This is a genomic window from Azonexus hydrophilus, from assembly GCF_001956855.1.
Classification (GTDB): Bacteria; Pseudomonadota; Gammaproteobacteria; order Burkholderiales; family Rhodocyclaceae; genus Azonexus; species Azonexus hydrophilus_A.
On the sequence record NZ_MTHD01000001.1, the window covers coordinates 495,480 to 516,305 of the forward strand.

The following is a 20,826-nucleotide window of genomic DNA, read 5'->3' on the forward strand; positions in this document are numbered from 1 at the left end:
AAGCCTTCGAGGAACGAAGCAATGATCAAGACCACTATGCGTACCCTGCCTGCCCTGATGCTGCTGGCTTTTTCCGGCTTGGCGTCGGCTGCCGGTTTCCAGTCCCTGGAACAGAATGCCAGCGGGCTCGGGGTTGCCTACGCAGGCTCGGCAGCGATTGCCGATAATGCCAGCACCGTGTTTTACAACCCGGCCGGCATGACGCAGCTCGGCGGCTTCCATTTTTCTGCCGGGGTTGTCGGCGTCAGCGAATCGCACAAGTTCCGCAGTGTCGCCGGCGTTTCCTCGGGTGGCGATGCAGGTGAGTCGGCGATGCTGCCGAATGCCTATCTGACCTGGCAGATCAATCCGCGTCTGAGCGCCGGCTTGGGTATTTCCCGTCCATTCCAGATGGCGACGGACTATAACGCCGGCTGGACAGGTGCTGCGGAAGGTATTGAGTCGGAAATCAGTACGGTCAATATCAACCCGGCGGTGGCTTACAAGGTCAACGACAAGCTGGCTCTCGGCTTCGGGTTGAATTATCAGACCATGGATGTGCGCCTGACCGACAGCACCGCCTCCTTCAAGGCAGATGACGGCGCTGTGGGCTGGAATGTCGGCGCCTTGTTTACCCTGTCTCCGGCGATGCGCGTCGGGGTTGCCTATCGTTCCGGCATTGATTACAAACTCGAAGGTCGGCGCAACGGCGTTGCCGCCAAGGCCGATGTCGAGTTGCCCGGCGTTTTCACGCTGTCGGTCTGGCAACAGGTTTCTGATCGCTGGGAGGCGATGGGTGACCTGTCCTACACGCGCTGGAGTTCGGTTGATCGTGTCGCCGTAGTCAATCGCGCCACTGGCGCCGTGCTGGCCAACGAAGTCTTCAATGCCGACAATGCCTGGCGAATTGCCTGGGGCGCTGCCTACAAGATGAGCGATACCAGCAAGTTCAAGTTTGGCGTTGCCTATGATCGTTCGCCGGTGAGCGACAGCAATCGCAGCGTCCGTCTGCCGGATAACGACCGCCTCTGGCTGTCGCTTGGTGGTCAGTGGAAGTTCGGTCGTGCCAGTGTCATTGATGCCGGTTACGCCTATCGCTACATGCGGGATGCGAAAATTGCCGACGGTGCAGCGGTCGGCAAGTACGAGAGCGGTGCCCACGTGGTTGGCGTCCAGTACTCCGTCGGGTTCTAAGGGGTCGTGTTCGGAGCCGGCTTGCCCTCGCTTGAAATCGCCGGTCTGACGATCGGCGTTCGCGAGGGTGTGCTTGCGCTGATTTTTCTCGTCGCGCTGTATATCGGCCTTGTGCTGTTCCGGATGCGGCGCCTGACCGGCCAGCCTCGATCAACTGAGGATCGTGAGCCGCCGCTTGTCGGTGCAGCAAGCCAGGATGTCGCTGCAAGCTCGCCGGAGCCAGCGGTTTCGCATTCCGATGACGAGGATGCCGCTGCCTTTCAAATGACCTCGTCGCGGATGGCCAATGAACTGCTGAATGACGGCCTGGAGCGCGAACTGGCGCAATTGCGCAATGAAGTGGACATCATGCGCGGTGAATTGTCGGCGCTGCGCGAGGACATGCTTCAGGAAATGGCGCACCTGCGGGCGACGCAAACCGTGTCACCGATCTATGGTGACGCGATGCAGATGGCCGCAGCGGGGTACGATGCAGCAATGATTGCCGAGCGCTGCGGGATTGCCCGTGCAGAAGCCGAGCTTGTCGTGGCGCTGGCACGCAGTCAGGTTCAGTGAGGATGACGATGCCGGAAAAGACCGAAACAACGGATGTGAGCCCCGATCTACGCAATCAGCTGGCCAAGCGCCTGGCGGTGGCGGGTGGTCTGGTGGCCATCCTGCTCGGCATGCTGGCCGTTTTCGATCATTTCTCTCAGCCGGCTGATGAACGGGAACTGCAGGTTTTTACCCAACCGGTTCCCGTTGCTCCGAAGAAAATGGTGACGCAGCCGGTAACGCCGGCGGAGATTGTGCCAGAGCCGACGACAGAACCGCTCGAGACAGCGGCCGTGGCGCCTGTCGCCGAAGCGGAAACGCCGCCACCTCCGGTGGTTGCAGCAGAGCCGGCGGCAGAACCCGCCCGGGTGCCCGCAGCCACAAACCGGTCCGCAGCACGCACTGCAACGCCGGCGAAAGAGCCCGCTGTGGTCCCGGAAATGACCTCTGCACCGCCCATTGCACCGACGCCGGTCGATCAGCCCAGCCGCAAACCGGTGCCGCCGACAGCTCGGGTGATCGAGTCCGTTCCTGCTTCGTCTCCCGCGCCGGTTGCTCCCGTCACGCCGGCCGGTGCGCCGCGGCTGTTCTCGGGCTTCGTGCTGCAGGCGGGAGTTTTTACCAGTGCCCAGCGTGCCGAGGAACTGCATGCCAAGCTGACCTTGAGCGGTGTGCCGTCGCAGATCGAGACCCGTGTTCAGGTCGGGCCGTTCAGGACGCGCAAGGAAGCCGCAGAGGCGCAGGCCAGACTGCACGAACTCGGTATCGACACCATCCTGGTGGCGCCGAAAAGCGCCCGCTAAGCGCTTTTTTGCAAGCGGCGGGCAAAGACTTTCATTTCCTTGGCCGCCTGGATGTCGCCCTTGGCTTCGGCAACGGCGATGCCTGCCTCATAGGCCTGCACTGCGCCAGCAGCGTCGCCGTTCTCGGCCAAGGCCTTGCCCAGCGCCTTCCATGCCGCCGAATACTGCGGGTCGCGTTCAACTGCTGCACGGAAGCAATTTGCCGCCTGTTGCGGCGCCGCCGCCTTGAGGTACTCATTGCCCAGCGAGAAGCGGAGCAGGGCGCCGTCACGCGGGCCGTCGATCATTTTTTCCAGGGATTCGATACGCGGGTTCATTGATGCTCGGGTCTAAAATAGCGGCTTTCGCCAATCATCAGAAGGAATTCCACATGGCCAAGACCATCATCGCCACGCCGAACGCACCGGCTGCCATCGGCACCTATTCGCAAGCCGTGCGCGTCGGCGATACCGTCTACCTGTCCGGGCAGATCGGTCTCGATCCGGCGACCATGCAGATGGTAGACGGTATCGACGCGCAAATCGTTCGCGTCTTCGAAAATCTCAAGGCGGTTGCCGAGGCCGCCGGCGGTTCGCTGGCCGACGTGGTCAAGCTCAATGTCTTCCTCACCGACCTCGGCAACTTCGCCAAGGTCAACGAAACGATGGCGCGCTACTTCAGCGAGCCGTTCCCGGCGCGTGCTGCCGTTGGTGTCAAGGAACTGCCGCGCGGCGCCCAGGTCGAGGCCGATGCGGTGATGTTCATCGGCTGATTGCCGGATGTCGCTGGCGCCGATCCGCGCCTCCGATGCGCTGAAGAAAAAGCTGGCCAAGCTCGGTCTCCACACGGAGGCCGATCTGCTGGTGCATCTGCCGCTGCGCTACGAGGACGAAACGCGCATCACCGAACTCGCCCGCGCCTTTACCGGCGAGGCGGTGCAACTCGAACTGCGAGTGCTGAACAACGAGATCCAGTTCAAGCCGCGCCGGCAGATGGTCGTGCGCGCCTGCGACGACAGTGGCGAGATCACGCTGCGCTTCTTCAGCTTTTATCCGAACCAGCAGGCGGCGCTGAGCGAAGGCTCGCGGGTGCGGGTTTTCGGCGAGGTGCGCGGTGGCTTCTTCGGGCTGGAGATGGTGCATCCGCGCTTTCACAAGATCGCCGAGGGCGATCCGCTGCCGGCGGAAATGACGCCGATTTACCCGTCGACCGCAGGATTGGCCACTTCCGCGCTACAGAAGCTGATCGGCCGGGCGCTGGCCGACGGCGACCTGTCCGAGACGCTGCCTGACGAGATTCGCCAGCGCCTCAAGCTGCCTGGCTTGGCCCGCAGCATCCATTTCCTGCACCGGCCGCCGCCGGGCACCGACGTCGATACGCTGCACGCCCGCAATCATCCGGCCTGGCGGCGGGTCAAGTTCGACGAGGTGCTGGCCCAGCAACTGTCGCTGCGCCGCGCCTATCTTGCCCGTCGCGAGCAGGGCGCACCGGTGCTGGTGGCGCAGGACGACCTTGGTGCCCGCCTGCTCGACCGCCTGCCGTTCGGCCTGACCGGCGCGCAGTTACGGGCGATGGCCGAGATTGCCGGCGACCTCGCCCAGCCCTACCCGATGCAGCGCCTGCTGCAGGGTGACGTCGGTGCCGGCAAGACCATCGTCGCCGCGCTGGCTGCTTGCCAGACGATTTCCGCCGGCTGGCAGGCGGCATTCATGGCGCCGACCGAAATCCTCGCCGAGCAGCATTACCTGAAACTCAAGGACTGGCTGGAGCCGCTCGGCGTGCGCGTTGCTTGGCTGTCCGGCAGCCTGAAGTCCAAGGCCAAGCGCGAGCAACTGGCGGCGACGGCGGCCGACGCGCAACTGGTGGTCGGTACGCACGCGCTGATCCAGGACGGCGTCGACTTCGCCAGACTGGGCCTGGCCATCGTCGACGAGCAGCACCGTTTCGGCGTCGCCCAGCGCCTGGCGCTGCGCAAGAAGGGCAGCAACCCGCACCAGTTGATGATGTCGGCGACGCCGATCCCGCGCACGCTGGCGATGAGTTACTACGCCGACCTCGACGTCACCGTGCTCGACGAACTGCCGCCCGGCCGGACGCCGATCAAAACCCGGCTGGTCGCCGACAACCGCCGCCAGGACGTCGTCGGCTTCGTCAAGAAGCATGTCGAGGAAGGCCGCCAGGCCTACTGGGTGTGCCCGCTGATCGAGGAATCGGAAGCGCTGCAGTTGCAGACGGCGCAGGAAACCTATGAACAGCTTTTTGTCGATTTGCCGGGGTTGACCGTAGGATTGGTGCACGGCCGGCTGAAGGCCGACGAGAAGCAGGCGGTGATGGCCGCCTTCGCCGCCGGCGACATCGATGTGCTGGTGGCGACGACGGTGATCGAAGTCGGCGTCGATGTGCCGAATGCCAGCCTGATGGTCATCGAGCACGCCGAACGCTTCGGCCTGTCGCAACTGCACCAGCTGCGCGGCCGCGTCGGGCGCGGCCAGTACGAATCGAGCTGCGTGCTGATCTACGCCGGACCGCTCGGCGAGATCGCCCGCCAGCGCCTGAAGATCATTTTCGAGCATACCGATGGTTTCGAGATTGCCCGCCAGGACCTGCAGATCCGCGGCCCCGGCGAATTCGTCGGGGCTCGCCAGAGCGGCGTGCCGCTGCTACGCTACGCCGATCTCGAAATGGACGCCGACCTGGTCGAGATGGCGCGCGAAGTCGCCGAGGAAATGCTGACCGAGCATCCGGACCTGGCCGAGAAACACCTGCAGCGCTGGCTCGGCGCCCGCGAGGAATTGCTCAAGTCGTAAACCAGTCCTCGATCAACGCCGCCACCTGTTCCGGCTGGTCGTGGTGGAGCATGTGGTCGGCCTGGTCGATCCACGCTTCGCGGACATCGGCGAAGCAGGCTCGGCGGGCTTCCCAGTCGCCGGGGCGGGTGGCGAAATCGCGCACGATCCACGATTGCCGGCCGGCGACCCAGAGCACCGGACAGGTGATTTCGCGCCAGATCGCCATCGACTCCTCCAGACGGAACAGGTTGGGCGACATCGCCTTGTGCCAGCGGTCGCCATTCCAGATGATGCCGTGCCGGTACTCGCCACCCTTGGTCGTGCCATCGCCGATCCGCGCCAGGTGCCGCGACAGGAAATCAGCGCGCTCCTGCGTCAGGTAGGGATCGGTCTTCATCAGGCGCCGGGCAAAGGCCGGCCGATCCGGATAGACATGCAGGCGCGGCGGATTCTTCAGTTCGCCCAGCCAGTGCCGATAGCGGTCGGCCGCCATGTCCGGGGTGGTCGGCGCAATACCGAAGCCTTCCAGTGAAATCAGCTTTTCGACGCGATCCGGATACAGCCCGGCATACAGCGTGCCGATGATGCCGCCCATGCTGTGGCCGGCCAGCCGAACCTGCCCTTGCGGCGCGTAACGGTCGATGATGGCCAGCATGTCGCCCATGTGTTCGGCGAAGAAATAGGGGCGATCCAGCCATTGCGACGGGCCGAAGCCGCGCCAGTCGGGGGCGATGATGTTCCAGTCCTGCTGCAGTTCGTCGACGACGAGCTGCCAGGAGGCGGAAACATCCATCCAGCCGTGCAGCAGGAACAGTGTCGGCGCCTCGGGATTGCCCCAGCGGCGGATATGCAGGCGGACGCCGGCGTGGTCAAGGAATTCGGAACGGGATGGGCGCATGGACTGACGGAACGGGAATCGGGCCTCGATTTTAAGACCTGCGGGCGGTTTGGTGCATCCGGTGTGTGTCAGTGGTCGTGTCAATGGCATATAATCCGCGCCGCATCCATTTTCGTTTCCTTTTCGGGAGTTTTCATGAAACGTCGAGATTTCGTCCTGTTGGCCACGCTGTTTTCAGGCGTCAGTGCCGTCAATGTGGCGCAGGCCCAATTCAACTTCGGCAAGGCGCTGGAAGCCGGTAAAAGCCTGCTGGAATCGGAAACCCTGTCCGATGCCGACCTGCAATCATATTTCGACCAGATGGCAGCCGATTCCGATGCCAAGAACAAGCTGGCCGGGCCGAAGGATGCCTACGGCAAGCGTATCGCCAAACTGGCCAAGGGGCTGGACAGCTACGACGGGCTCAAACTCGACATCAAGGCCTACCTGACGCCGGAAGTGAACGCCTTCGCCATGGCCAATGGCACGATCCGCGTTTATAGCGGCTTGATGGACAAATTCACCGACGATGAGATCCGCTACGTGATCGGTCACGAAATCGGTCACGTCAAGGCTGGTCATACCAAGGCCCGGATCCAGACGGCGATGCGCACCAGTGCCTTGCGCAGTGCGCTGGCCTCGACCGGCGGCAAGACTGCCGAACTGGCCGAGTCACAACTGGGCGATCTGTTCGAGCAGGTGGTCCGTGCCCAACATTCGCAGGCCAACGAGAACGAGGCCGACGATCTGGCGATGCGGTTCATGAAAACCAAGGGCTACCCATCGGTCGCCTGCGTCAGCGCCCTGGAAAAACTCGATGCGCTGGGCGGTGGTGGCGCCTCCTGGCTGTCTACGCATCCCAGCCCGAAAGCTCGCGCCGAGCGCATGCGCACGCAGGTGTGAGGCGAGCGGCGGGCAGCTTATTCGTCCGCCCAGTAATCGACCGCGTCGGCCTGCCGGCCGACATGGGCGAAAGTGCGTGCCGCCTTGTCGCCGCCGGGGGCGCTACCGGCGACGACAAAGAATTTCCCTGAATCGGGATAGATCATCACGTCGGGCGCATGTTGTGTCGACACGCAGAGATAACGCAGCGGAGCAGTGCCGTCGTTGACAATCTGGTGGGCGGCTGCCGGGTCGCCACCGGGGAAGCCGAGTACATCGCCGGCGCGTACCGCATACTCGGCGTCAGCATGATGCAGCCGGCCGCTGCCGCTCAGGATCAGCACCAGTTCGTCGTTGGCCAGGTGGGCATGGCGCGGCCAGGCCGACTTGCCCGGCGGTATCTCGCTCAGGCGGCAGCCCAACCCCTTCAGGCCGAGCAGTGCGCCGATGCCGGCGTTGGCCGAGGCGAAGCGCTCGCCGTGTGATTCTGGGTGCAATTCAAGTGTATCCAGGTGAACGAAAGGGGGTGTTGTCATCGTCTATTCCTCCTCGTGCGCTTGACTATAAACCCTGATCAGCGCGTCAGATAGAAAGAGCCGATGGCTGTGCCGACCAGGCGTTCGGCAACCGACGCCCGGGCTTCGGCCACCGCCAGCCGTCCACCCAGGCGCAGTACCTCGACGGCAACAGCGACCCGCTCGCCGACATGGGCCGGGGCACAGTAGTGGATGTCGAGCTGAGTGGTCACGAGTAGCGCCGCCGGCCGGCCGCTGCGGTGTGCCAGGCGATAGACGCTCTCCCCGAGGGCGCTGTCGAAGACGCTGGCGAGCACGCCGCCATGCAGGGTGCCTGCGCCGTTGAGGTGGCGCTTGCCGACCTTGAACGACATGTTGGCGTCGCCACCGTCCAGGCGGACCAGAGGATTGCTCGACAGGTGGCGGAAGTTGTCGCATTCGTGCAGCGTGTTCATTGCAGGTCTCCGGTTGCGATGGAAATGGGATAAGGGGCGCCGATGTTGAGTAGCCAGCCTGCCAGACGCAGGCGCCAGCAGGCTGTTGCCGGCCGGAACTCGATGCGCAGTCTGGCGCAGCTGCCAGTATCGAAAGCGCTGACGAGGCGCGGCTTGCCTTCTCCGGGCAGGGCCAGCCGGTGGCCGGCGTCGAGGACGAGATCGGCGCTGTCGCCACTGCTCGTTATCCAGGCGCGGCCCTCTTCCACCGTGAGTGCGGCGATCCGGTGCGGTGACAGCGTGAGCAGTTTGTCCGGGTACAGTTGCAACTGACAGAACAGCGTGCCGGGTAGCGGAAGGATGGGGCGCTCGGACATGATCTTCTCCTGCGGGCGGCGCTTCACTGGCCTTTGCCGGCTTGACGGAAAGCCGGCAAAGGCTCAGCATCGAAACGCCTTTCGGTTGCAAATTCCGCATGATGGTTTTTTGCCATTTCTTGCGGTCGACCGTAGTTTTTCTTAAAAAACCGGTCGTTTCAAACGCAATGTTTGCATTAAATGGATGCGTAAAAATCATGCGAAAAGACCTGCTCTCGCTGCCGCCGCTGGAACCGCTGCGCGGCTTTGTCGCCGCCGCCCGCCGCCGCAGCATCACACTGGCCGCCGCCGACCTGTGCCTGACCCAGTCGGCAATCAGCCGGCAGATCCAGGTACTGGAAAATGCGCTCGGCGTGCCGCTGTTCGTCCGCAAACACCGCGCCATCGAACTGACCGCAGCCGGCGAGCGCCTGCTCGCAGCCGCAGTTCCCTGGCTGGGCGAATATGGCGAGATCGCCGCCAGCCTGCGCCAGCGCGCCGAAGTCGCCAACAGCGTCACGATCACCGCCAGCATCGGCGTTACCAGTCTCTGGTTGCTGCCGCGTCTGGGCGAGTTCCAGGCGGCGTACCCGGAGATCGATGTGCGTGTGGTTGCCGCCAACAAACCCGTGGATCTGGCTCAATCGGATATCGACCTGGCCATCCGCTACCAGCCTGAGCCGACCATCGGTCGTGGCGATCGCCTGTTGTTCCGGGAGAGTATCGCGCCGGTACTGGCTCCCGGGCTGTGGCAAAAATATGCGGCAACAGCGGACGAATTGCCGACGCTGATCGAATACCAGGAGCGAAGTTTGCCGGGGCTTGAGTGGACGCCGTGGCTGGCGACCCTGGATCTGCAGGGCAGGGTGCCGCGCCGGCTCGGCTTCAATCAGTACGATCAGGCTGTTCAGGCGGCCCTGGCCGGCCACGGTGTCGTGCTCGGCCGCCTGCCGTTGCTGTTTCAGGCCTTGGCCGCCGGCCGGCTGATATGTTGGCCCGGCGTGTCGCCTTTCGTCAGTCCCTACAGCTACTGGTTGCTGCGAGCTCCGGCGGCGCGCGGCGAGGCGGTTGATTGTTTTGCCGCGTGGCTGGAAAGTCTTGGCGGCGCGTCTATCTGAGCACGTTTGAGTCGCGGTCTTTCCTGTGAACATTGGGGGCGACCTTGGCCATCATGCTTGCGATATCGCCACGAGCCGAAGCGGCATAGTGCTCGCGGATGATCTGCAAACTGTTTTTCATGCGCGCTTCTCCGGCAACTGACAACTATCCGGAGCGCAGACGAATTCGCTGCCGGTGCCGGCCGTTGCCGTTTGCGGCAGTCTGCCAGCCAGCCACGCGCCGAAGCCGGCTGGGTTGCCGATGAACTGGCCGGCATCGATGAGCTCCCGCTGGCCATCCGTTTCCAGCACGAAAGTCGGGAAGCCGGCGGCGCCGACCTCGTTCATCAGGCGCCGGCTCGCGCTGATATGGCTGGCCGTGGCGGCGCCGCTGACGGCATCGAGGGCCGCGGCGAAAGCCGCAGCGTCGAGGCCGATGTCGGCGGCCATGGCGATCAGCACGCTGTTCTCGGCAATGCGGCGGCCCTCGACGTAATGCGCCTGTTGCAGGCGGGCGAGCAGATCAAGCCCGCGCCCGGCGAGTTGTTCAGCGGCGAGCATTGCCGCGATCGGTGGTGCCGAATCGAAGATGGCATCGGTGTCGTGCAGCAGGCCCTCGAAGTAGGCGTCGCCGAATGGCTGATGGGTGATCCGGGCAATCCGTCGGTCGTGCGTGATGACGTACTCGCGCAGTTGCGACGTTACCGGCTGTCGCTGCGCACCGGTCATCATGCCGCCGCCGTGGGCAACGACCGGCAGATGCCGGCGTGCTTCGCGGACCAGCGGCGCGGCGCCGTAGCACCAGCCGCACAGCGGATCGTAGATGTAGTGCAGGGTCGTCGTGCTCATGTTTGTCTCCTTCGGGCCGGACTTACCACTTCATCTCGCCCTTGTTGACCTTGGCGCCGATGTCCAGCGCGATGCCCAGGCCGGCTTCGGGGTAAGCCTGACGCATCGTGGCGATCAGCGCCGCGGCGTCCTTCGCCCTGGCCAGTTCGCCTTCGAAGCGCTGCAGGTAATTGCGGGTGTAGTTGATCGCGCTTGCGTCCAGCGGTGTGCCGGGGGCCATGTGGCCGGGGACGACGATGGCCGGGCGGCGCGCCTGCATCTCGTCAAGCTGGGCCAGCCAGGCCTGACGCTCGGCGGCTGACTGCGTATCTGCGGTCCACACGTGCAGATTGCCAAAAACCGCGATGTTGCCGGCAATCGCCTGCAGCGACGGAATCCACACATACGGCCGGTGTGCCAGCACGCCGGTGGTGCCGTGAATTTCGATCGTTTCGCCGTCTACCGTCAGCGTGTTGCCGGTGATGGCTTCCGGCACGATCGGCTGGCGCGGCGCGTTGGCGCCGAGCTTCGGTCCCCAGAAGGCGAGTTTGCCGGCCAGCTTGGCGGCAATCCGCTCGCGCACAGCCGGCGTCGTCAGTACCCGGGCTTGCGGGAAGATTTCCTTCAGCGTTTCGGCGCCGAAATAGAAATCGGGATCGGCGTTGCTGATGAAGATCGTCTTCAGCGTGCGGCCGCTGTCGAGCACGTTGGCAGCGACGCGCAGTGCGTCGGCGCGAGTGAAGCCGGTGTCGATGACCAGCGCTTCGGACTTGCCGCTGACGACGACGGCATTGATGTGGAAGCTGCTGGCGTCGGTGTTATGGACCTTGAGGCTGAGCGGCGGGGTTTCCTGGGCGCCGGCGTTGCCGGCGGCGATCAGGCCGAAGCTGAGTGCGGGCAGCGCCAGGCGCAGGAGCTTGAAGGATGCAGACATGGTTTTCTCCGTGAGTGTTGATCAGTGACGGAGTGAATTCTATTGACGTCGTATCAAGCAAAAAACAGCGTTTCAGTTTAATATTTATTGCGTAAATCGATGTAATTGGGAGCGAGTATGGACCGTCTGACCGCCGCCAGTGTCTTCGTCAGCGTTGCCGAACACGGCAGCCTGACTCAGGCAGCCGAACAACTCGACATGTCGGTGGCCATGGTCAGCCGCTATCTCGCCGCCATCGAGAAGTGGCTCGGCGCCCGTCTGCTGCACCGGACGACACGGCGCGTCAGCCTGACCGATGCCGGCCAGTCGGCGCTGCATTCGTGCCGGCAACTGCTCGGCCTCGCCGACGACATCGCACAGCAGGCCGGCGCCGCCAGCCAGGTGGCGCGCGGCACGTTGCGCATCACCAGCGCGCTGTCCTTCGCTGAAGCGCAACTGGCGCCGGCGCTGGTCGACTTCCAGGCACGGCATCCGGAAGTCGCCGTCAACCTCTCGGCCACCGATCGCAGTGTCGACCTTGCTGCCGAGCGCATCGACCTTGCCGTGCGCATCACCAACGCGCTCGAACCAACGCTGATCGCCCGTCCGCTGGCCGTCTGCCGCTCGGTGCTGTGCGCCGCGCCCGGCTATCTCGCCGCGCACCCGCCGATCCAGCACCCCGATGATCTGCAGCAACACCGTTGCCTCAGCCACGCCTTCGCCAGCGGCGCCCGCTTCAACTTTCAGCGCGCGGGCGAGCGCATCGAAGTGCCGGTCAGCGCCAGTTTCTCGACCAACGAAACCGCGATCATGCGCAGCGCTGTCCTCGCTGGTGGCGGCATTGGCGTGCTGCCGACCTACTATGTCGGTGAAGACCTGCGCCAGGGCCGCCTGCAGCGCCTGCTACCCGATTGTGAACTCGACACCCTCGGCATCCACGCGCTCTTCCTGTCTCGCCAGTACCAGCCGCTGGCGCTGCGTCTGCTGCTCGATTTCCTGGTCGAGCGTTTCGGCGGCGCGCTGCCGTTCTGGGATCGTTTGCCAGGTTGATGGGGTATTCCGCCTGAATTCAGGCGCGCCCGTTCAGGTCAGGACGGTTTCCGTTTGCCTGACACGCTGTCCCTGCCGGCTTTGGCAACGGAGGTTGACCGCCAGCACCGCGCTCAACAGTGCGGCCGCACCAAGGTTGTGAGCGACCGCCAGCAACAGTGGCAGCGACAGCAGCACGTTGGCGATGCCCAGCCCCAGTTGCACTCCGAGCAGCACCAGCAGCAGGCCACCCCAGCGGCGCTGGCCGTGGCCCAGCAGGCGCGCCGCCAGCGTGCCGACGACGAGCAGCACGAGCACGGCGCCAAGGCGGTGGGTCAGGTGGATTGCGGTCAGCGCTTCGCCGGAAATCAGTTCGCCGTGGGCTGTCTGGCCGAGTTCGCGGTGCAGGGTGAAGGCGTGGGCGAAATCGGCGGGCGGCAGCCATTGGCCCTGGCAGAACGGGAAGTCCGGGCAGGCCAGCGCCGCGTAATTGCTGCTGACCCAGCCGCCGAGGGCGATCTGGCCGACCACGGCGAACAGCGCCAGGGCGGCCGGCCAGCGGATGGCCGGGGCGAAGGTGCCGCTGGTCCTTGTCCGCAACAGCAGGGTCACCAGCAGAGCCAGCGTCGCCATGCCGCCAAGCAGGTGCAGCGTGACGATCAAGGGTTTGAGCAGTAAGGTCACCGTCCACATGCCGAGTGCTGCCTGCAGACCGATCAGGCCGAGCAGCAAGGTCGGCAGTGCTGGCGATTGTTCTTGGCGCATTTTTGGTCGCCAGGCCAGCAGGCAGATGGCGAGGACCAGCAGGCCGAGGCTGCCGGCGGCATACCGATGGATCATTTCCTTCCACGCCTTGCCGGCATCGAACGGCTGCTGCGGCCAGGCGGCGACCGCCGCGGAGCTGCCGTCCGGCACGCCGAGCAGGTGGCCGTAACAGCCGGGCCAGTCAGGGCAGCCGAGGCCGGCGTCGGACAGGCGCACATAGGCGCCGAGACCGATGACGACCACCGCCAGCAGCGTGGCGGCGAGCAGCAGGCGGGCGTAGAGGCGCATGGCTCAGAAAGCGATCAGACGGTCGGCGAACAACGCGGCGAAGAGCAATGTCAGGTACAGGATCGAATAGCGGAAAGTGCGCCGCGCCAGGTCGTCGCTGTAGTTGCGACAGAGGGCGATGGCGTAGCCGAGGAAGACCAGGTCGAGCAGGCTGATGGCGACCAGATAGAAGGTCCCGCTCATGCCCAGCGACACCGGGATCAGGCTGGCAGCGCCGAGCATCAGCGTGTACCAGAGGATGTGCTGGCAGGTGAAGGCGACACCGTGCGTCACCGGCAGCATCGGCAGGCCGGAGCGGGCGTAGTCGTCGCGCCGGTAGCAGGCCAGCGCCCAGAAATGCGGCGGCGTCCACAGGAAGATGATCAGGAACAGCACCAGCGGCTCGGCCGAGACCTGGCCGGTCATCGCCGTCCATCCGAGCAGCGGCGGCATGGCGCCGGAAGCACCGCCGATGACGATGTTCATCGGCGTCGCCGGCTTCAGGATCAGCGTGTAGATCACCGTGTAGCCGACGAAGGTAGCCAGCGTCAGCCACATCGTCAGGTCGTTGATGAAGGTATGCAGCAGCCACAGACCGGCGGCGCCGAGCAGCGTCGCCAGGGTCACGGTTTCCAGCGGCGAGATGTCGCCGCGTGCCGTCGCCCGCCAGCTGGTACGCGTCATCCTGGCGTCGATGGTGCGTTCGACCAGGCAGTTCAGCGCGGCGGCCGAGAAGGCGACCAGGGCGATGCCGAGGGCCGCGACAAGGAAGCGCAGCAGTGGTGGAAAGCCCGGTGTCGCCAGGAACATGCCGATCATCGCGGTGAAAACGATCAGGCTGTTGACGCGCGGCTTGCACAGGTGCGAGAAGGCGGCGAGGCGCTGGCCGAAGGATAGCGAGGGGGCGGCGATGGTTTGCATGGTGGGTCTCCTAACCAGTCCAGGCGAATTTGAGCAGGCGATCGAGATCGAAACGCAGCTCGTTGCCACCGACGGCGGCGGGGTAGTCGATGACCCGCTGGCCGAGCGGGTCGATGATGTGCAGGCGGTAGCCATCGGCGGCGGGCGTGCCCAACCAGTGCGGCGGGGCGGCGAACAGCAGCAGGTCGGGCTGGCGGCGGGCGGCGTCGGCCAGCGCCGGATCGCTGGTGCTAGGGGCGAGCACGACGCGGCGCAGGCGGCCCATCTCCTTGTTCAGCGATACCTGGATGCGGCGCAATTCGTCGAGTCGGGCAGCGCACCCGGTGGCGCAGGGGCCGTCGAGGTTCAGTACCAGCAGCCATTTGCCGTGTAGTTCTGCTGTCGCAACCGCCCGCCCGGAAACATCCGCCAGGCCGCTGCCCGGCAGCGCCGGCGGCGGTGTCAGCAACTGGCCGTGCTGCAGGGTGCGCGTTGGCTGCCAGCCGCCGAAGTAGAGGCCGGTGGCAATGACGAAGGGCAGCACGAGCACGCCGACGATCAGCAGCAACATCGGCAGTCCGCTGGCGCGGGGGGCAGGCATGGTCGCGCTGTTCATGGTTTGCGCACCAGGAAATAACCCCAGATGCCGAGGCTGGCGACGGCGAAGCCGAACCACTGCAGGGCGTAGCTGCGGTGACGGTCGGCGCGCTCGTCCGGGCGCGGCCATTCGCGGACGAAACCGCCGGGAGACTGGGCGTCGAGCTGGACGATCAGCGGCTGCAGCGGGTAGGCCACGGCCGAGCGGAAGCGTTCGAGGTCAAGGTTCTGCCACACCGGTTCCCAGCCACTGCTCGGCTGAGCCGCCAGATTGAAGAAGCGGCTGGTCGGGGCGGCGACGATGCCGGTCAGTTCCACTTCGCCGGCCGGTACCGGGGCATCCGGCTGCCGGGCGTGGTCGGCCGGGGCGCGCAGCCAGCCGCGATTGACCAGCACGTGCATGTCGCTGCCTTCCAGGCGCAACGGCGTGATCACGTGGTAGCCGGCTTGTTCGCGGTGCAGGCGGTTATCGATCAGCACCTGCCTGCTCGCATCGAAGTGGCCGCGCAGGATGACCCGCCGATGACGCAGCGCCTCGATGTCGGCTGGCGTCGTCGGCATGGCGATGGCGGCATCGTGGCTGCGCGTGTCGAGTGAGGCTTGCAGTGCCGTCTTGCTTTCGGCCTTGTTCCATTGCCACAGGCCAAGCGAGATGAAGGCCGGAATCAGCAGCAACTGCAGCAGGCCGCCGAGGATCGCCACGCGCATCCGGCTGGCCCTTGTCGGCCGGCTTGGCGGGCGAGCATACTGAGGTGCGGCGCAACTTTCCGGAGAATCAAGCATGCTCAGGGTGGTGGTGGTTTTGTTGTTGGTGGCCATAGTCGGCAGCTTGCTCTCGGGGCTCTTCTATCTTTATCGCGACCGGGGTGAAGGGGAACGCATGGCGCGCGTCCTGACCTGGCGCATCGGCCTGTCGATCACGCTGTTCGTGTTGCTGCTGCTCGGGTTCAGGTTCGGTCTCATTCCCGGTTACACCCAGTAAACGAAGACAAAAAGGATCAGCCAGACGACGTCGACGAAGTGCCAGTACCAGGCGACGCCCTCGAAGGCGAAGTGGCGTTTTGCCGTGAAGTGGCCGCTGATGCTGCGCAGCAGGATCACCGCCAGCATGATGGTGCCCAGCGTCACGTGGAAACCGTGGAAGCCGGTGAGCATGAAGAAAGTCGCGCCATAGGCGCCAGCGCCCATGGTCAGGCCGAGCTCGGTATAGGCATGGTGATATTCCCAGGCCTGGAAGCCGAGGAAAACCACGCCAAGCAATACCGTCGCCGCCAGACCGAGGATCAACTGACGCCGGTTGTCACGCAGCAGACCCCAGTGCGCCCAGGTGATCGTTGCGCCGGAGCTGAGCAGCAGCGCGGTGTTCAGCGCCGGGATGCCCCAGGCGCCCATTGGCGTGAATGGTGCCCCGCCGGGGCCGCTGGTCGGCCAGGTGCCGGCAAACTCCGGCCACAGGCTGAAGCCGTGCGCCGCTTCCATGCCGCCGAGGGTCGGCACCGACAGCACGCGGACGTAGAACAGGGCGCCGAAGAAGGCGGCGAAGAACATCACTTCGGTGCTGATGAACCAGATCATGCCGTGGCGGAAGGAGCGATCCTCCCAGTCGCGGTAGGCACCGCTCTGCGATTCGCCGATGACCTTGCCGAACCAGGCGAAGAGCACGGTGAGGATGACCGCAGTGCCGGCCAGCATGACCCAGCTGCCGGCGCCGAAATCGTTCAGCATCTGGATGAAGCCGAGGGCGAGCAGGAACATGCCGGCGGACAGGATGACCGGGTACAGGCTGGGTTCGGGAACGAAATAGTGCGCTGTCGAATGGGCGTGGTCGGTCGTGGTTTTCATCGTGCCTCCGCAGTGGCGCTCAGGGTCCGGCGTTGGCCTTCGATGCTGAAGAAGGCATAGGAGAGGGTGATGTGGCTGATGTTGCGGTCAACCTCCGGGCTGACGATAAAAGCCAGCGGCATCTCCTGCGCTTCGCCCGGGGCCAGTGTCTGCTGGTCGAAGCAGAAACACTCGATCTTCTCGAAATGCTGCGCCGCCTGTCCCGGTGTGACGCTGGGCACGGCCTGGCCGGTGATCGTCCGGTCGGCGGTATTGCGGACCAGGTAGCTGACCTGCTGCAGCTCGCCCGGATGCACGTCCATGCTCACTTTCAGCGGCCGCATTTCCCACGGCAGGCCGGGCATCACGGTGCCGGTGAATTCAATGCGGATCAAGCGCCCGGTATCGACCCGGCTGACCGGCTCCGGTGCCGCACCGGTCTTCAAGCCGCCGGCAACAAAACCGGCCGAGGTCTTGCCGTTGAAGCCGGTGACTTCGCACAGTACGTTGTACAAGGGCACCATCGCGAAGGCGAAGAGGAAGGCGCCGGCCACCAGCAGCAACAGTCGGGTGACCAGGCGGTTGTGATTGCGCGGGGTGGGCTGGACCTGTTCCATGGCATCAGCGCTTGATGAACAGCCCGATGACGTAGAGGGCGACGACCGCCAGGCCAAGCAGCCAGGCGAGGCGGCGGGCTGCGCTGCGCCGGCGGGCCAGCTCGGCGGGCGGGAGGTCGGCGGGCTGGTCGGTCATTTGATCACCGGCTGGGTTTCCCAGCTATGGTGCGGCGGTGGCGATGGCAGCTCCCATTCCAGGCCATCGGCACCTTCCCAGACCCGGGCTTCGGCCTTCTCGCCGCCGCGGATGCAGGACCAGATGTTCCAGGCGAAGAGCAACTGACTGACGCCGAGAATCATCGCGCCAACGCTGGAGATGGCGTTGAACTCGGCGAACTGCAGCGCGTAGTCGGGAATGCGCCGTGGCATGCCGGCCAGGCCGAGGAAGAACTGCGGCATGAAGGTCAGGTTGAAGGAAAACACCGTCAGCCAGAAATGCAGCTTGCCCAGTTTCTCGCTGTACATGTGGCCGGTCCATTTCGGCAGCCAGTAATAGACGCCAGTCATCACGCCCATGATGCCGCCGGTGAACAGTGCGTAATGGAAGTGGGCGACGACGAAATAGCTGTGGTGATACTGCGCGTCGGCGGCGACGTCGGCGAGGATCAGCCCGGTCAGCCCGGCAATGCCGAACAGCACGATGAAGCCGACAGCGAACAGCATCGGCGTCTCGAAAGTCATCGCCCCTTTCCACATCGTCGCGATCCAGCAGAAGAAGAGCACGGCCAGCGGAATCGAGATGGCCATGGTGCTGAACATGAAGTAGATCAGCGCCGGTACCGGCAGGCCGGCGGTGAAGAAGTGGTGGGCCCAGACGACCAGCGACAGCACGCCGATGGCGATGAAGCTGTAAACCTGGGCCTTGTAGCCGTAGGCCGGCTTGCGCGAGAAAGTTGCCAGCACGTGCGGCATCAATCCCCACACCGGCAGCAGCAGGATGTACACCTCGGGATGGCCGAAGAACCAGAACAGGTGCTGGAACAGGATCGGATCACCACCGCCGGCGGCATCGAAGAATTGCGTGCCGAAATGGCGGTCGGTGAGCAGCATGGTCACCGCGCCGGCCAGCACCGGCAGCGTCGCCAGCAGCAGGAAGGCGGTGATCAGCCAGCCCCAGGCGAACAGCGGCATCTTCATCAGTGTCATGCCGGGGGCGCGCATGTTGAAGATGGTGACGATGACGTTGATCGAGCCCATGATCGACGAGATGCCGAAGATGTGTACAGCGAGTATCGCGAAATCGACGCCCATGCCACCCTGCACCGAGAGCGGTGCGTAGAAGGTCCAGCCGGTGGCCAGCGCCCCGTCGCCAATGCCGAACAGGGCCAGGAAGAAGGGCAGGGTCAGCAGCAGGGCCGCCGGCGGCAACAGCCAGAAACCCCAGTTGTTCAGGCGTGGCAGGGCCATGTCGGGGGCACCGATCATCAGCGGCAGCATCCAGTTGGCAAAGCCGGTCGCCGCCGGCATCAGCGCCGCGAAGATCATCACCAGCGCATGCACGCCGACCAGCTGGTTGAAGAATTCCGGCTGCATCAGCTGCAGGCCGGGCGAGAACAGCTCGGCGCGCACGGCCAGGATCATCGACCCGCCGACGAAGAACATCAGCAGCGAGAAGGTCAGGTACATCGTGCCGATGTCCTTGTGATTGGTCGTCGTCAGCCAGCGCAGGACGCCGCCGTAGTGGCCGGCGCCGTGCGGGGCCGGGTGGCCGTTGGCGGTAGTGGCAGTGTTCATTTGGCCTCCTGGCGCAGGGCCTTGATCTGGGCAGGCTGGATCATGTCGCCCACCTTGTTGCCGAAACTGTTGCGTTCATAGGTGATCACCGCCGCCAGCTCGACGTCGGACAAGGTCTCGCGGAAAGCCTGCATGGCAGTGCCGGCCTTGCCGTTGACGACGCGGTCGACATGGCTGTCGGGGATGATCCTGCCGTTCATGTCGAGCAGCGGCCCAGCGACGATCTTGCTGCCGGCCAGCGCCGGGAAGACCGGGGGTACGCCCTGGCCCTGGTCCTGGTGGCAGGCAACGCAGACCTTGTCGTACACCGCCTTGCCCTCGGCAATCAACTCCTCGCTGCTCCAGGCACGGTCGGCGCTGCCGGCAGTGGCGACAGCTTCGGCCTTCTGTTGCTCGACCCAGGCGAGGTATTCAGGTTCCGGTACGGCATGGACGACCACCGGCATGAAGCCGTGGTCCTTGCCGCAGAGTTCGGCACACTGGCCGCGGTAGATACCGGGTTTCTCGATCAGCACCCAGGTTTCGCGCAGGAAGCCGGGAATGGCATCGCGCTTGACGCCGAACTGCGGCACCCACCAGGTGTGGATGACGTCGGTCGAGGTCAGCAGGATGCGCACCTTCTTGCCGACCGGCAGCACCACCGGCTTGTCGACTTCCAGAAGGTAGTGCTCGCCCTTGGCTTCGGCATTGGCGATCTGGGCGCGCGGCGTGGACATGGTGCTGATGAACTTGATCCCGGCTTCCGGATATTCGTACTGCCACTTCCACTGCATGCCGGTAACCTTGAGCACCATGTCGGCCCGGGTCTTGGTGTCTTCCATGCTGATGATCGCCTGCACTGCCGGAATGCCCATCAGCACGAAATCGATGAAGAGCAGGATGGCGAAAGGGATCAATGCCCAGAACCATTGCATGGCACTGCTTGGTCCGCTGAATTGCGATGGCGCGTGGCCGACACTCTTCCGGTGCTTGATCATCGAGTAGATCATGATGGCGAACACCACCACGAACAGGATGGTGATGATCAGCATGAACTCGTTGTGGATGTGCAGCGTTTCCCGGGCGATCGGTGTCACCGGTTCGGGAAAATTGAATTTGTATTCCGCTGCTGCGGCGCCCGGAAGCAACAAGCTGGCGGCAAGGGCGCGAGAGGAGGTTCGTCGGAGACATGCCGACACCCGGCTTGATCCGACAGCCCGGGAATGAAGCGCTGAGCTTTCCATTCCGTTCCCTCCCCCTTATGAGAACCGACTTGAAAATTCAGAAACAATTTTGCGTAATTAGTTCAATAATATTTAACGCCATGAAAAATCGACTCTGCCTCCTTCTCTGCATCGCCCTGCTGGCGGCCTGTTCACCGACGCCGCCAGCGAGCTTCGCCAATACCGATCTAACCGGCGCGACCTTCGCCCAGCGCCTGGCGCTGGACGATCATCACGGTCACAAACGCACGCTGGCCGATTTTCACGGCAAGGTGGTAGTCGTCTTTTTCGGCTATACCGCTTGTCCGGACATCTGCCCGGGAACCCTCGCCCGGTTGGCCGGGGTGATGCAGCAACTGGGGCCGGAGGCCGAGCGGGTCCAGGTGCTGTTCGTCAGCCTCGACCCCGAGCGCGACAGCGCCGAGCACCTGAAAACCTACGTGCCCTGGTTTCACCCAAGCTTCCTCGGCCTGCGCGGCGACGCGGCGCAGACCAAGGAAGCCAGTGAGGAATTCCGCATCTTCAGCGCGCGCAAGGAGGTTGAAGGTGAGCTTGGCTACGTGCTCGATCATTCGACGGGCGCCTACGTCTTCGATCCGGCCGGACGGATTCGTCTTTACGTCAAGGATTCGGCCAGCGTCGAAGATATCGTCGCGGATATCCGGTTGCTGTTGAAGGGTTGAGGTTTATCTGCTTTTGCTGGGCGGGGTTGTG

At 64.5% G+C, this 20,826-nt stretch carries 27 protein-coding genes; 10 read left to right on the plus strand and 17 right to left on the minus strand.

Going from position 1 to position 20,826, the window contains the following annotated elements; genetic code table 11:
- Positions 1-21 precede the first annotated feature (21 nt).
- Genes BJN45_RS02420 through BJN45_RS02430 form a run of 3 tightly spaced genes read left to right on the plus strand, consistent with a single transcriptional unit; the run spans position 22 to position 2,510 of the window.
- Positions 22-1,173, plus strand: a complete 1,152-nt coding sequence (locus BJN45_RS02420) for an OmpP1/FadL family transporter (RefSeq protein ID WP_076091684.1) — start codon at positions 22-24, stop codon at positions 1,171-1,173.
- A gap of 21 nt (positions 1,174-1,194) precedes the next feature.
- Entirely contained in the window at positions 1,195-1,728 is a 534-nt protein-coding gene (locus BJN45_RS02425; RefSeq protein ID WP_139326271.1) for a DUF2802 domain-containing protein, read from the plus strand.
- An 8-nt stretch (positions 1,729-1,736) separates the two neighbouring features.
- Complete coding sequence (locus tag BJN45_RS02430; RefSeq protein WP_170873009.1) at positions 1,737-2,510, plus strand: SPOR domain-containing protein; 774 nt, start codon at positions 1,737-1,739, stop codon at positions 2,508-2,510.
- On the opposite strand, the gene BJN45_RS02435 is transcribed toward BJN45_RS02430, so the two are convergent.
- Entirely contained in the window at positions 2,507-2,827 is a 321-nt protein-coding gene (locus BJN45_RS02435) for a tetratricopeptide repeat protein (protein ID WP_076091690.1), read from the minus strand. The two genes, BJN45_RS02430 and BJN45_RS02435, sit on opposite strands and share 4 nt — an antisense overlap.
- Positions 2,828-2,880: 53 nt before the next feature.
- Here BJN45_RS02435 and BJN45_RS02440 point away from each other — a divergent pair, with 53 nt between their 5' ends.
- Both BJN45_RS02440 and recG read left to right on the plus strand, forming a co-directional pair.
- Complete coding sequence (locus BJN45_RS02440) at positions 2,881-3,261, plus strand: RidA family protein (protein WP_076091692.1); 381 nt, start codon at positions 2,881-2,883, stop codon at positions 3,259-3,261.
- A gap of 7 nt (positions 3,262-3,268) precedes the next feature.
- Positions 3,269-5,296, plus strand: a complete 2,028-nt coding sequence (gene recG / locus BJN45_RS02445) for an ATP-dependent DNA helicase RecG (RefSeq protein ID WP_076091694.1) — start codon at positions 3,269-3,271, stop codon at positions 5,294-5,296.
- Here recG and BJN45_RS02450 read toward each other — a convergent pair.
- Positions 5,286-6,176 (minus strand): alpha/beta fold hydrolase, encoded by an 891-nt coding sequence (locus tag BJN45_RS02450; protein ID WP_076091696.1) that lies wholly within the window; start codon positions 6,174-6,176, stop codon positions 5,286-5,288. The two genes, recG and BJN45_RS02450, sit on opposite strands and share 11 nt — an antisense overlap.
- Before the next feature lie 135 nt (positions 6,177-6,311).
- Between BJN45_RS02450 and BJN45_RS02455 the strand changes: the two genes are divergently transcribed.
- Positions 6,312-7,058, plus strand: coding sequence for a M48 family metallopeptidase (locus BJN45_RS02455; protein ID WP_076091698.1), 747 nt, complete (start codon positions 6,312-6,314; stop codon positions 7,056-7,058).
- 17 nt (positions 7,059-7,075) lie between these two features.
- On the opposite strand, the gene BJN45_RS02460 is transcribed toward BJN45_RS02455, so the two are convergent.
- Genes BJN45_RS02460 through BJN45_RS02470 form a run of 3 tightly spaced genes read right to left on the minus strand, consistent with a single transcriptional unit; the run spans position 7,076 to position 8,363 of the window.
- Entirely contained in the window at positions 7,076-7,573 is a 498-nt protein-coding gene (locus BJN45_RS02460; protein WP_076091700.1) for a cupin domain-containing protein, read from the minus strand.
- Between the two features lie 38 nt (positions 7,574-7,611).
- Entirely contained in the window at positions 7,612-8,007 is a 396-nt protein-coding gene (locus BJN45_RS02465) for a PaaI family thioesterase (protein WP_076091702.1), read from the minus strand.
- Positions 8,004-8,363 carry a DUF2917 domain-containing protein gene (locus BJN45_RS02470; RefSeq protein WP_139326272.1) on the minus strand — a complete coding sequence of 120 codons (360 nt, stop codon included), beginning with the start codon at positions 8,361-8,363 and terminating at the stop codon, positions 8,004-8,006. Before BJN45_RS02470 ends, BJN45_RS02465 begins: the two co-directional genes overlap by 4 nt.
- 197 nt (positions 8,364-8,560) lie before the next feature.
- Here BJN45_RS02470 and BJN45_RS02475 point away from each other — a divergent pair, with 197 nt between their 5' ends.
- Positions 8,561-9,460, plus strand: a complete 900-nt coding sequence (locus BJN45_RS02475; RefSeq protein ID WP_076091706.1) for a LysR substrate-binding domain-containing protein — start codon at positions 8,561-8,563, stop codon at positions 9,458-9,460.
- Here the strand turns inward: BJN45_RS02475 and BJN45_RS18110 are convergent.
- From BJN45_RS18110 to BJN45_RS02485, 3 genes are read right to left on the minus strand one after another with little or no spacing between them, the layout of a single operon-like run.
- Positions 9,453-9,581 (minus strand): hypothetical protein, encoded by a 129-nt coding sequence (locus BJN45_RS18110; protein ID WP_276205195.1) that lies wholly within the window; start codon positions 9,579-9,581, stop codon positions 9,453-9,455. The genes BJN45_RS02475 and BJN45_RS18110 overlap by 8 nt on opposite strands.
- Complete coding sequence (locus BJN45_RS02480) at positions 9,578-10,288, minus strand: DsbA family protein (protein ID WP_076091708.1); 711 nt, start codon at positions 10,286-10,288, stop codon at positions 9,578-9,580. The genes BJN45_RS18110 and BJN45_RS02480 overlap by 4 nt, the downstream gene beginning before the upstream one ends.
- 22 nt (positions 10,289-10,310) lie before the next feature.
- Entirely contained in the window at positions 10,311-11,201 is an 891-nt protein-coding gene (locus BJN45_RS02485; RefSeq protein WP_076091710.1) for an MBL fold metallo-hydrolase, read from the minus strand.
- Between the two features lie 117 nt (positions 11,202-11,318).
- Here BJN45_RS02485 and BJN45_RS02490 point away from each other — a divergent pair, with 117 nt between their 5' ends.
- Positions 11,319-12,230, plus strand: a complete 912-nt coding sequence (locus BJN45_RS02490) for a LysR family transcriptional regulator (protein ID WP_076091712.1) — start codon at positions 11,319-11,321, stop codon at positions 12,228-12,230.
- Positions 12,231-12,263: 33 nt separating this feature from the next.
- Here the strand turns inward: BJN45_RS02490 and BJN45_RS02495 are convergent, their stop codons facing one another.
- From BJN45_RS02495 to BJN45_RS02510, 4 genes are read right to left on the minus strand one after another with little or no spacing between them, the layout of a single operon-like run.
- Positions 12,264-13,262: a COX15/CtaA family protein gene (locus BJN45_RS02495; RefSeq protein WP_076091714.1), complete on the minus strand. Its 999-nt coding sequence runs from the start codon at positions 13,260-13,262 to the stop codon at positions 12,264-12,266.
- A gap of 3 nt (positions 13,263-13,265) precedes the next feature.
- Entirely contained in the window at positions 13,266-14,162 is an 897-nt protein-coding gene (gene cyoE / locus BJN45_RS02500) for a heme o synthase (protein ID WP_076091716.1), read from the minus strand.
- Positions 14,163-14,172: 10 nt separating this feature from the next.
- Complete coding sequence (locus BJN45_RS02505) at positions 14,173-14,742, minus strand: hypothetical protein (protein WP_139326274.1); 570 nt, start codon at positions 14,740-14,742, stop codon at positions 14,173-14,175.
- An 11-nt stretch (positions 14,743-14,753) separates the two neighbouring features.
- Entirely contained in the window at positions 14,754-15,557 is an 804-nt protein-coding gene (locus BJN45_RS02510; protein ID WP_240494475.1) for an SURF1 family protein, read from the minus strand.
- On the opposite strand from BJN45_RS02510, the gene BJN45_RS02515 reads away from it, so the two are divergent.
- Positions 15,520-15,720 carry a twin transmembrane helix small protein gene (locus BJN45_RS02515; protein WP_076091722.1) on the plus strand — a complete coding sequence of 67 codons (201 nt, stop codon included), beginning with the start codon at positions 15,520-15,522 and terminating at the stop codon, positions 15,718-15,720. The genes BJN45_RS02510 and BJN45_RS02515 overlap by 38 nt on opposite strands.
- Here the strand turns inward: BJN45_RS02515 and BJN45_RS02520 are convergent.
- From BJN45_RS02520 to coxB, 5 genes are read right to left on the minus strand one after another with little or no spacing between them, the layout of a single operon-like run.
- Positions 15,708-16,580: a cytochrome c oxidase subunit 3 gene (locus BJN45_RS02520; protein ID WP_076091724.1), complete on the minus strand. Its 873-nt coding sequence runs from the start codon at positions 16,578-16,580 to the stop codon at positions 15,708-15,710. The two genes, BJN45_RS02515 and BJN45_RS02520, sit on opposite strands and share 13 nt — an antisense overlap.
- Positions 16,577-17,176 (minus strand): cytochrome c oxidase assembly protein, encoded by a 600-nt coding sequence (locus tag BJN45_RS02525; protein ID WP_076091726.1) that lies wholly within the window; start codon positions 17,174-17,176, stop codon positions 16,577-16,579. Before BJN45_RS02525 ends, BJN45_RS02520 begins: the two co-directional genes overlap by 4 nt.
- Before the next feature lie 4 nt (positions 17,177-17,180).
- On the minus strand, positions 17,181-17,312 hold the full coding sequence (locus tag BJN45_RS18115; RefSeq protein ID WP_276205196.1) for a hypothetical protein: 132 nt from the start codon (positions 17,310-17,312) through the stop codon (positions 17,181-17,183).
- Positions 17,309-18,910: a cytochrome c oxidase subunit I gene (gene ctaD, locus BJN45_RS02530; RefSeq protein ID WP_076091728.1), complete on the minus strand. Its 1,602-nt coding sequence runs from the start codon at positions 18,908-18,910 to the stop codon at positions 17,309-17,311. Before ctaD ends, BJN45_RS18115 begins: the two co-directional genes overlap by 4 nt.
- A complete protein-coding gene (gene coxB, locus BJN45_RS02535; RefSeq protein ID WP_076091730.1) occupies positions 18,907-20,040 on the minus strand; it encodes a cytochrome c oxidase subunit II in 1,134 nt (377 codons plus the stop codon). Before coxB ends, ctaD begins: the two co-directional genes overlap by 4 nt.
- 173 nt (positions 20,041-20,213) lie before the next feature.
- On the opposite strand from coxB, the gene BJN45_RS02540 reads away from it, so the two are divergent.
- On the plus strand, positions 20,214-20,795 hold the full coding sequence (locus BJN45_RS02540) for an SCO family protein (RefSeq protein WP_076091732.1): 582 nt from the start codon (positions 20,214-20,216) through the stop codon (positions 20,793-20,795).
- The last annotated feature ends 31 nt before the right edge of the window (positions 20,796-20,826 follow it).

Coding starts and splice junctions, on each gene's coding strand:
- BJN45_RS02420 (WP_076091684.1), top strand. CDS start 22: ATGATCAAGACCACTATGCGTACCCTGCCTGCCCTGATGCTGCTGGCT.
- BJN45_RS02430 (WP_170873009.1), top strand. CDS start 1,737: ATGCCGGAAAAGACCGAAACAACGGATGTGAGCCCCGATCTACGCAAT.
- BJN45_RS02435 (WP_076091690.1), bottom strand. CDS start 2,827: ATGAACCCGCGTATCGAATCCCTGGAAAAAATGATCGACGGCCCGCGT.
- BJN45_RS02440 (WP_076091692.1), top strand. CDS start 2,881: ATGGCCAAGACCATCATCGCCACGCCGAACGCACCGGCTGCCATCGGC.
- recG (WP_076091694.1), top strand. CDS start 3,269: ATGTCGCTGGCGCCGATCCGCGCCTCCGATGCGCTGAAGAAAAAGCTG.
- BJN45_RS02450 (WP_076091696.1), bottom strand. CDS start 6,176: ATGCGCCCATCCCGTTCCGAATTCCTTGACCACGCCGGCGTCCGCCTG.
- BJN45_RS02455 (WP_076091698.1), top strand. CDS start 6,312: ATGAAACGTCGAGATTTCGTCCTGTTGGCCACGCTGTTTTCAGGCGTC.
- BJN45_RS02460 (WP_076091700.1), bottom strand. CDS start 7,573: ATGACAACACCCCCTTTCGTTCACCTGGATACACTTGAATTGCACCCA.
- BJN45_RS02465 (WP_076091702.1), bottom strand. CDS start 8,007: ATGAACACGCTGCACGAATGCGACAACTTCCGCCACCTGTCGAGCAAT.
- BJN45_RS02470 (WP_139326272.1), bottom strand. CDS start 8,363: ATGTCCGAGCGCCCCATCCTTCCGCTACCCGGCACGCTGTTCTGTCAG.
- BJN45_RS02475 (WP_076091706.1), top strand. CDS start 8,561: ATGCGAAAAGACCTGCTCTCGCTGCCGCCGCTGGAACCGCTGCGCGGC.
- BJN45_RS18110 (WP_276205195.1), bottom strand. CDS start 9,581: ATGAAAAACAGTTTGCAGATCATCCGCGAGCACTATGCCGCTTCGGCT.
- BJN45_RS02480 (WP_076091708.1), bottom strand. CDS start 10,288: ATGAGCACGACGACCCTGCACTACATCTACGATCCGCTGTGCGGCTGG.
- BJN45_RS02485 (WP_076091710.1), bottom strand. CDS start 11,201: ATGTCTGCATCCTTCAAGCTCCTGCGCCTGGCGCTGCCCGCACTCAGC.
- BJN45_RS02490 (WP_076091712.1), top strand. CDS start 11,319: ATGGACCGTCTGACCGCCGCCAGTGTCTTCGTCAGCGTTGCCGAACAC.
- BJN45_RS02495 (WP_076091714.1), bottom strand. CDS start 13,262: ATGCGCCTCTACGCCCGCCTGCTGCTCGCCGCCACGCTGCTGGCGGTG.
- cyoE (WP_076091716.1), bottom strand. CDS start 14,162: ATGCAAACCATCGCCGCCCCCTCGCTATCCTTCGGCCAGCGCCTCGCC.
- BJN45_RS02505 (WP_139326274.1), bottom strand. CDS start 14,742: ATGCCTGCCCCCCGCGCCAGCGGACTGCCGATGTTGCTGCTGATCGTC.
- BJN45_RS02515 (WP_076091722.1), top strand. CDS start 15,520: ATGCTCAGGGTGGTGGTGGTTTTGTTGTTGGTGGCCATAGTCGGCAGC.
- BJN45_RS02510 (WP_240494475.1), bottom strand. CDS start 15,557: ATGGCCACCAACAACAAAACCACCACCACCCTGAGCATGCTTGATTCT.
- BJN45_RS02520 (WP_076091724.1), bottom strand. CDS start 16,580: ATGAAAACCACGACCGACCACGCCCATTCGACAGCGCACTATTTCGTT.
- BJN45_RS02525 (WP_076091726.1), bottom strand. CDS start 17,176: ATGGAACAGGTCCAGCCCACCCCGCGCAATCACAACCGCCTGGTCACC.
- BJN45_RS18115 (WP_276205196.1), bottom strand. CDS start 17,312: ATGACCGACCAGCCCGCCGACCTCCCGCCCGCCGAGCTGGCCCGCCGG.
- ctaD (WP_076091728.1), bottom strand. CDS start 18,910: ATGAACACTGCCACTACCGCCAACGGCCACCCGGCCCCGCACGGCGCC.
- BJN45_RS02540 (WP_076091732.1), top strand. CDS start 20,214: ATGAAAAATCGACTCTGCCTCCTTCTCTGCATCGCCCTGCTGGCGGCC.